We start from the raw sequence: 7491 nt of genomic DNA, 5'->3' as shown, positions 1-7491 counted from the left end.
AGCCAGAATGCGCTGCCAAACTCTTTCTCCGTCTCCAGCGAGATGAACATCAAGCTGTTCCGATAGCGCTCTTGTCGGGTCAGAGTCTGATATTCTTCATGATAGCCGTTGATTCCGGGATACCTGTTGAACCCGAGCCAGCTTTCAAACACGAGAACCGAACAGAGACACAGGAAAGCGACGCCTGCTCCGATCCGTTGTGGGGCCAGACCCTCGGGGTACAGGTGGGAAAATTTCCGCGCCGCAGTCTCTATTCCAAAGGCGTTCAGAATCAGCAATGGAACGATCATCATGAACCAATAGCGTGGTCCCGAAAAATAGCCGCCGTAGAACCAGAACAACGAGTAAAGTCCCAAGGTTATCGCGATAATGACTGCCATGGCGGCCGCAATCCGCGTCCACTGACCCCAGAGCACAAAGAACAGTGCAAAGGCCAGTGACGCGCCACCCCATCCGAACAGTGAGAAATTGAGCTCGTACAGGTTCTGCTGGCTGTTTATCAGCGCCTCCAGGGGACTGTGCCCCTTGAAGACATCAACATTCCCCCAATCCGGGGGCCCGATGTCGGGGCCAAAGCCGAGCGCATTGGAACCCGGCCCCCAGAACTCGTTGTAATAACTGTTCAGCGGGGTCAGAAACGGGTCTCCTGTCAAATAGGCATTATAAGGGAAGATCAGACCACCAATGACCACACAGCCCAACCCGTAGGCGATGACAGTTTGCAATTGTCTTTTGTCTTTCAGAAAGGTCAGCACCCAAAGCCCGGTCAAGGCCCCCATGTAAAAGCCTTCGAGAGGACGCGTCATGACCAGCCACCCCATGAACACGCCCGCGATGAACGGCATTATCACCGAGGGCCGTTCCCGGGCTTTCAGCAGCAGCACCCAAGTGCCAAGGATCAGGGCGTAGGTGAAGGTGTGGATCAGTTGCGTCGCGGCCATGGATATGTACCACGGCGACGCGGCCATGAGCAGGATGACAAGGTTTGCAGTGCCCCGATCCGTCATCGTTTTCATGAACCGGTGCAACAGCAGAACACTGAGAGCCGCCAGCAGCGGATTGATGACCCATGGTGCCCCGATCTTGACGCCCAGTGCTAGCGCCACAGCCCAGCCGGGGAATGTCGTCACGAACCACCGATCCTGATAGGTATCCATCAGGTAATGGTCGAACGCCTCGGTCGAGGGTGGCACCGGAAGCGTAAGGAAACCATCGGCAATATACCGAGCGTGGAATAGGTATAGGATGTCGTCCAGATGTGGCACGCCCCCGAGTGCCGCCAGATTCACCAGAATGGAAACCAGAAAAAGGGCCGCAGCCACACAAAACGGGAAAACCCTGTTGAATTTGCGTAATTCGTTCCCGCTGCCGGGCAAGCTGACGGACTGGAGGACGCTGGCACACAATTCGGCCAGCCTTTCGCCGGGCAACGCAACCAGAATGGCCACAAAGCTAGCGACGTTGAGCCCCATGAAGGCAGAGGCGATTATCACATGTTTGACAAGCCTCAGATAGTTTTCCGTTGCTATGAAGCCCATTGCCCCCTTGGACGCGACAACCAACACCAGCAGAAAAAGAAATACGCGGCCCCATCCAAGATCACGCAAAACGCGCAGAAGTTGCCCCGGGACCCTGTGCCGGACAAGCACCAACACCGCCACAGCACCCTGAGTCAGGATGACACCCATCATTGCATAGGAAAATACCGTGGGGCGGAATCGAACATTTTGAAACCATGTTGGATCCCTGACCGCCAGTTGTGCGCCAAAGCCAATCAGGAAAGTCGCTGCCGCAAGACCCGCCATTTGCCAGGATGTGCGAACCGAAACAGCAAGCATCAGCACCGCCGCCGCCGCAACCATGAACCACCAGTATTCGACACGCGCGAGCTCGGATGGATTGATGGCCCCCATTAGTGCAAACACAAACAGGGCCATGGCGCAAAGCACCAGAGCGATCCTGGGTAGGATCAGAGCGTTATTCTCTGAACGCGTTACATTATGCGCATCGTTCATCACACCAATCTCACTAGCAACACAATTACAGATCCAATCTCATTTTCAAAAAATCAATTAAAAACAAAAATATGTCATCAATAGACCTCCGATCACAGCGTGGCGGCACTCAAACAACCTATACATCAACGACGAGAAAAAGCTTTCGGATCAATGGCGGCTCTCCCCAAGAAAACAGCTGGGCGCATTTCACGTTGTATTTTTCCATGATTTCCTTGTGCGCGCGGCTTTCGCCCGCTGTCCACAGATCGGTATCGCCCCAGTCATCATATCCGATCAGTGTACCCGCCTGGATCAGCCGGTGTTCGAACATGAAATTCAGAACATCCATCGTACTGTTGTAAAGGTCCGCATCAATATCGACATACGCTGCCGTCTTGAACGTACCGTTTTCCACCAACTCGGGTTTGAGAGTTTCTGAAAACCACCCCTCATGGATCGTGCACTGACCTTCGGGCAGGTCCAGTTTTGTCAGCTTCTTTTTCAGTTCAGGCAAAGGCGCGGCAAATGCACCGACATTCCACACCGCAGGAACCTGTATCCCCGGATCTTCCGCCGGCAGCCCTTCGAAGGAGTCAAAAAGATGCATATCGGGAACATCCATCCCCCGATCCCGCAGCCCCATCACCAGACCTTCGACCGTACTGCCATGGGCAACACCAAAGCAGTAAAACTGCCCTTTGTCCTTCAGCGTTTCAAATCGTTTCAGATACCACGGGATAAGCTGCCGCCATGAATGAATACCAATAGTCAGCTCAGCAAGCTCTGCATCTGTGAGGTCAAGATCGGTCGTGGCCATCAGCCTTTCCAATGGCCACCGCCGTGCCACCCCACCCCATTTCACCAGAAAAAGCTTTTTCTTTAACCAATCAATCATAACGCACTCACACCTTTATAAAGTCCACTCATCAAATGCCGCTTGGTATCTTCCTTCAATTCTTCGGTCTCAGATGCCTGCGGACAATAAGGCTCTGGGACGTTTCATCTTAAACCAACTTTAGCATCCCGGCCCCCTTCATGGCGAGGCATGCGTAAACGTGCGCAGCCGGGTAACAGCGCCTGGCATGAAGCAAAACAGGATCAGGCCTACAGATCCGGCCCCTATCAGAATTGCCGACGCAACATAAAGCGCATCGGAAATATGACCAAGCATCGCCAACCGCCACGCCCCAACAATCAAGGACATCCCTGCGGCAAGGGCCAGCGGTGCCTTGAGGCCGCGCAAAAACTGCAGGGCCAAGATGCCCTCGGGCGCATGGGTAGCCCTCATGCGCAGCGGCAGGGCCACCAGCGCCCGCACCGCTACGGCAGCAGCGGTTGCAACGGGGCCGTACCGGCTGGCCAAGGTAATCAGGATCAGGCCAAGGGCGGCCTCTGCAACGGCAGCCCATAAAAAGGGTTTCAGCCTGTCAACAGCCAGCAGATAGGCCTCTTGAATGGACGTCAGAGAGATCACCGCATAGGCCAGACACAAGAAAGGCAGGATCTGACCGGCCTCGCGCCAGTCCGGGCCCAGAAGAAGCTCAACCAAAGGATAGGAAATCAGCGCCAAACCCGCATAGGCCACAAAGCCGCTAATGGCGGCAAGTTCCGTCAGATCCAGATAAAATCCTGCTGTCGCGTCCTGCTTGCGGCGCAGCTCGGCTACGACCGATTGCGCCACAGCCTGAAGGCTTTTGACAAACACGGTCAGAACGATATCGGCCAGTCGCGCGGCAAAGGCAAACAGGCCCACCGCACGCGGATCGGCAAAATAGCCCAGCATGACAGTTGGTGTCTGAAAGATGACCAGGGTCACAAACCGCAATTGCAGAACTCGAGGCCCCAGCCCCCGCACCAGCGCCAGTTCAGACCGGGAAGGCCATTTCTTAGGCACCCATCCCGCTGCGATAAAGGTCAGAAGGCTGTTGACCGCAATTTCGGTCAGGCGCTGACCCACAAGGCTCCAGGCACCAAACCCGTTCAGCGCCATCCCGATGCCCACGCTCCCCCCCAGCATCACCCCGACAACCGTGCGGATCGCCAGTGTCTTATACGCCAACCGCCGCCTGAGCAGCGCCAGCGGAACCCCCGCCGCGGCGATCATCAGAACGGTCGGGCTGGCCGCAATCAGCAGCGGGGCGACAATTGGCTCCTTGTAAACAATCGCCGCGATATACGCGATTACAGCCAAAACAAGAACGATCACCACGGAAAAGCCCATCAGAACAGCAAAGGTGGCCTCCAGCCGTCCGGGTTCAATTTTGTGCCGCTCGACGATGGCCTCGGCGATCGTATCACGGACCAGAAACTCACCCAGAAACAGGAAGGCAAACGCCATCGAAACAATGCCAAAGCTTTCCACCCCGATCAGCTTGGCAATGACCAGAAAAATAAGGGCTGCTGCAATTTGCTCCACCCAGCTGGCTGCTGTGCTCCAGGCCACACTGGTGGTGAACTCTCGTTTCATCGACATTCCGTTGCTGGCAAACAGGTTTCCGGCGGCGGCCATTCGATCGCAAATTCCAAACGAACCAGCGGCCTGAAACAAAAGCGTGCACACGCAGCAAAAGCTGTCAATCGGGGTTGTTGACGGGCGGGATTTTTGCCGTCAGAGTTTTCATCGGAACGGTGGAGCGTTCATTGTTTTATCGGCGTTTGCCCAAGCTGGCCCGGTTTTCTGCGGCCATCGGATTGCGCGGGCGGCGAATGTACAGATTGAGTTGGTTTGAAAGGATTGAAAAATGGATTGGTCTTCAAAGAACGTGCTCGTGACAGGCGGGTGTTCTTTTATCGGATCCCATCTTGTGGAAAGCCTGGTCAAGCGCGGCGCATATGTCCGGGTTGTTGACGACCTTTCCAGCGGAATTCGCGAAAATATCGACGACGTCCTGCAAAGCGGCCGGGTGGAATTTGCCGAGGCTGACCTGCTGGACCCGACAACCGCCGCCAAGGCCGTATCGGACATGAATGTCGTGTTTCACCTGGCCGCCACCCATGGCGGGCGCGGCTATATCAGCACCCACCAGGCGGCCTGTTCGACCAATCTGGCGCTGGACAGCATCATGATCCGCGAGGCGCACAAGGCCGGGGTTGAACAATTTACCTTCGCGTCCTCGGGCTGTGTCTATCCGACCAGCATCCAGGCTGACCCCAGCGAGACCCTGTATCTGACCGAAGATCTGGTGAAACCGCCCTATGAGGCCGATGACCTTTATGGTTGGGCCAAGCTGATGGCAGAGCTGTCGCTCAAGGCCTATCACGAAGAGCATGGGTTCAAATGCGCCTCGGTCCGCTATTTCACCGCCTATGGCGAACGCTGCCCGGCCAACCACGCGGTGGTTGCGATGATAGGACGGGCGTTTTTGCAGCAAAACCCCTTTATCGTCTGGGGCACCGGGGAACAGATTCGTAACTGGACCTATGTATCGGATATCGTCGAAGGCACAATCCGCGCCGCTGAGCGGATCGAGGACGGCACCGCGATCAATCTGGGCACAATGGAACGCACATCCGTTCTGCAAGCCGCGCAGATGATCCTTGAACGAACCAACCGCGATGCCGAGATCAAGCGCGACCTGAGCAAACCGACCGGCCCATACAACCGGGTGGCCGATAACAACCTGGCCAAGACCCTGTTGGACTGGGAGCCCGAAGTCAGCTTCTCGGACGGGCTGGACCGTACGATCCGTTGGTATTTCGACAGTCATGACCGCGAGGCTCTGGCGCAGGATTTCGAGGAATCCCTGACAGAACGCGGACTGGAGAAACCAGGGCGGCAGATCGCCCGCGCACAGGCCAGCTGAACCGGGCACGGCCCCGGTCTCTGGTCTCTGAAAACATCGAAACACCCGAAGCATAGGACGCTTAAGCCGCTGATACTTCGGGTGTTTCTATTTATTTCAGAGCGCCCCCCTGCCCTACGCGCCGCAAGGTCTAGCCTGCACGGTCGATCTTTTCATAGTCGAAACACATTTCGGCCAACGACCGGAGCACCCAATCAAACCCCGCGGAAATGAAACGCCCCGACATCAGGGGTGGTTTTGGGGCCTTTTCCCCTTCGGCCACTTTCGTGTTCAGCGGGCGCGGGCGGGATCCCACCATGACCGTGTCTTCCTGAACCGAGACAACCTTTTCCAACGCCAGACCGTTCTCGGACAGCATTTTCCACAGCGCGCAGAGCAGCCTGATACAAGGCACGGCAACAACAGACAGGGCCTTGCGGCGCGCCCGCATCGGTTGCGTCTGATAGTTCAGGTCGATGAAATCCACACCCCGGTTCAGGGTTGCTGCCATCTCGCCGACGGCCGCATGGCATTTGATGATGTACTGACACCGCGACAGCAGCAACAGATCCACAAGAACCTCGATCCCGCGCGCGGCTTTTTCGTCCGCATCATGAAACCGGTTATCATCCGTATCGCTGAGGGATTTTTCGGAATAGGAAATGATCTTGTCCGGATAGGCCTTTTCCAGATCCTTGAGCCACTGCCGCTGATCGGTGGCCACAAATATGCCGCCACAATCCGGATGCTCGGCCAGATAGCGCTCGATATAAGGGAAATACTCTTCGGGGACGACCTTTCTGGACAGGTTGGGCCCGACGCCAAAATCGAACTTGTCCGAGCCCCGCAACTGCAGCCCCAGCGTGTGCTCGGGGAATTTCGCGCCGTGGAACCTGTCCACCTGCCGCATGAGCGATGCCTTGAAGCGTATCGTACCATCGTCCAGAAACGCGCGGGCCTTGTCCCGTTCCTGCTGCCACCAATCCGTTGGATATGGCCCGTCCGCCCGGTTTTCGACGCTGCGATAGTAGCCGTAGGGGTTCATGAACCAGCTTCTGGGCTCCCACCGATACAGCCGCATCAACTCGGACGCCATGGACAGGGTATAGACCCGTTCAGCCCGTATCAGAGCCTGAATCTCGTCGCCAGACACCCCAACGGGTTCATAGTAATAGTCCCAGACATTGGGCCCGTGTTCGGCGTCGAAATACGGGTTTGGACCGCCAAACATATAGCTTCTCTGATGCAGATAGATGATCGGCGTCATCCCCATCCGGCGCGCAAACTGCAATTGAACGACAATGCCGTTGAGCTGAGCGATCAGACCATCCGACGTATTGCAAATCAGCAAATATTCAGCGTTATAACTTTTCATTGCCCCGCCTTTAACCTTTTCTCAATCGTTACACCGGCAGGGAAACGCGCTGTGCCGATGTGGTTGAAATCATCGTATCCGACCGGTCGGTTGCGATCCGCAATGCCGCCGGTTCACACATGCCCCCTATCTCAACAAACCATCCAAATAGGCCCCTATTCATTCTTGGCGGACATCTCTGCCCGGCGGTGCAGTTCTTCCTCGTTGATCCATCCCTGCTGCCAGGCGATCTCTTCCGGGCAGCCGGTCTGCAATCCCTGTCGTTCTTCCGGCATCCGCACGAAATTGCCCGCATCCAGCAGGCTGGCATGAGTGCCCGGTCCCTTGTCTTTCAACG

The 7491-nt window shown here is 56.3% G+C and carries 5 protein-coding genes and 1 pseudogene; 1 reads left to right on the top strand and 5 read right to left on the bottom strand.

Going from position 1 to position 7491, the window contains the following annotated elements; genetic code table 11:
- The 3 genes from AC2FNC_RS19320 to AC2FNC_RS19310 form a co-directional block, all read right to left on the bottom strand.
- A partial coding sequence (locus tag AC2FNC_RS19320; protein WP_496716337.1) for a hypothetical protein occupies positions 1-2015 on the bottom strand: 2015 nt, incomplete at its 3' end.
- A gap of 118 nt (positions 2016-2133) precedes the next feature.
- Complete coding sequence (locus AC2FNC_RS19315) at positions 2134-2892, bottom strand: TylF/MycF/NovP-related O-methyltransferase (protein WP_496716335.1); 759 nt, start codon at positions 2890-2892, stop codon at positions 2134-2136.
- Between the two features lie 138 nt (positions 2893-3030).
- Positions 3031-4506, bottom strand: a complete 1476-nt coding sequence (locus AC2FNC_RS19310; RefSeq protein ID WP_496716334.1) for an oligosaccharide flippase family protein — start codon at positions 4504-4506, stop codon at positions 3031-3033.
- A gap of 232 nt (positions 4507-4738) precedes the next feature.
- Here AC2FNC_RS19310 and AC2FNC_RS19305 point away from each other — a divergent pair, with 232 nt between their 5' ends.
- Complete coding sequence (locus AC2FNC_RS19305) at positions 4739-5800, top strand: NAD-dependent epimerase/dehydratase family protein (RefSeq protein ID WP_496716333.1); 1062 nt, start codon at positions 4739-4741, stop codon at positions 5798-5800.
- A gap of 130 nt (positions 5801-5930) precedes the next feature.
- Here AC2FNC_RS19305 and AC2FNC_RS19300 read toward each other — a convergent pair whose 3' ends face one another.
- Both AC2FNC_RS19300 and AC2FNC_RS19295 read right to left on the bottom strand, forming a co-directional pair.
- Positions 5931-7154 carry an O-fucosyltransferase family protein gene (locus AC2FNC_RS19300; protein WP_496716331.1) on the bottom strand — a complete coding sequence of 408 codons (1224 nt, stop codon included), beginning with the start codon at positions 7152-7154 and terminating at the stop codon, positions 5931-5933.
- 126 nt (positions 7155-7280) lie between these two features.
- Positions 7281-7491: pseudogene (locus AC2FNC_RS19295) on the bottom strand (glucose-1-phosphate thymidylyltransferase); the annotation flags it as partial.

This window comes from Ruegeria sp. BHSA123, from assembly GCF_059613425.1.
The sequence above is the reverse complement of the archived record's forward strand: the minus strand, read 5'-3'. Positions and strand labels throughout refer to the sequence as shown.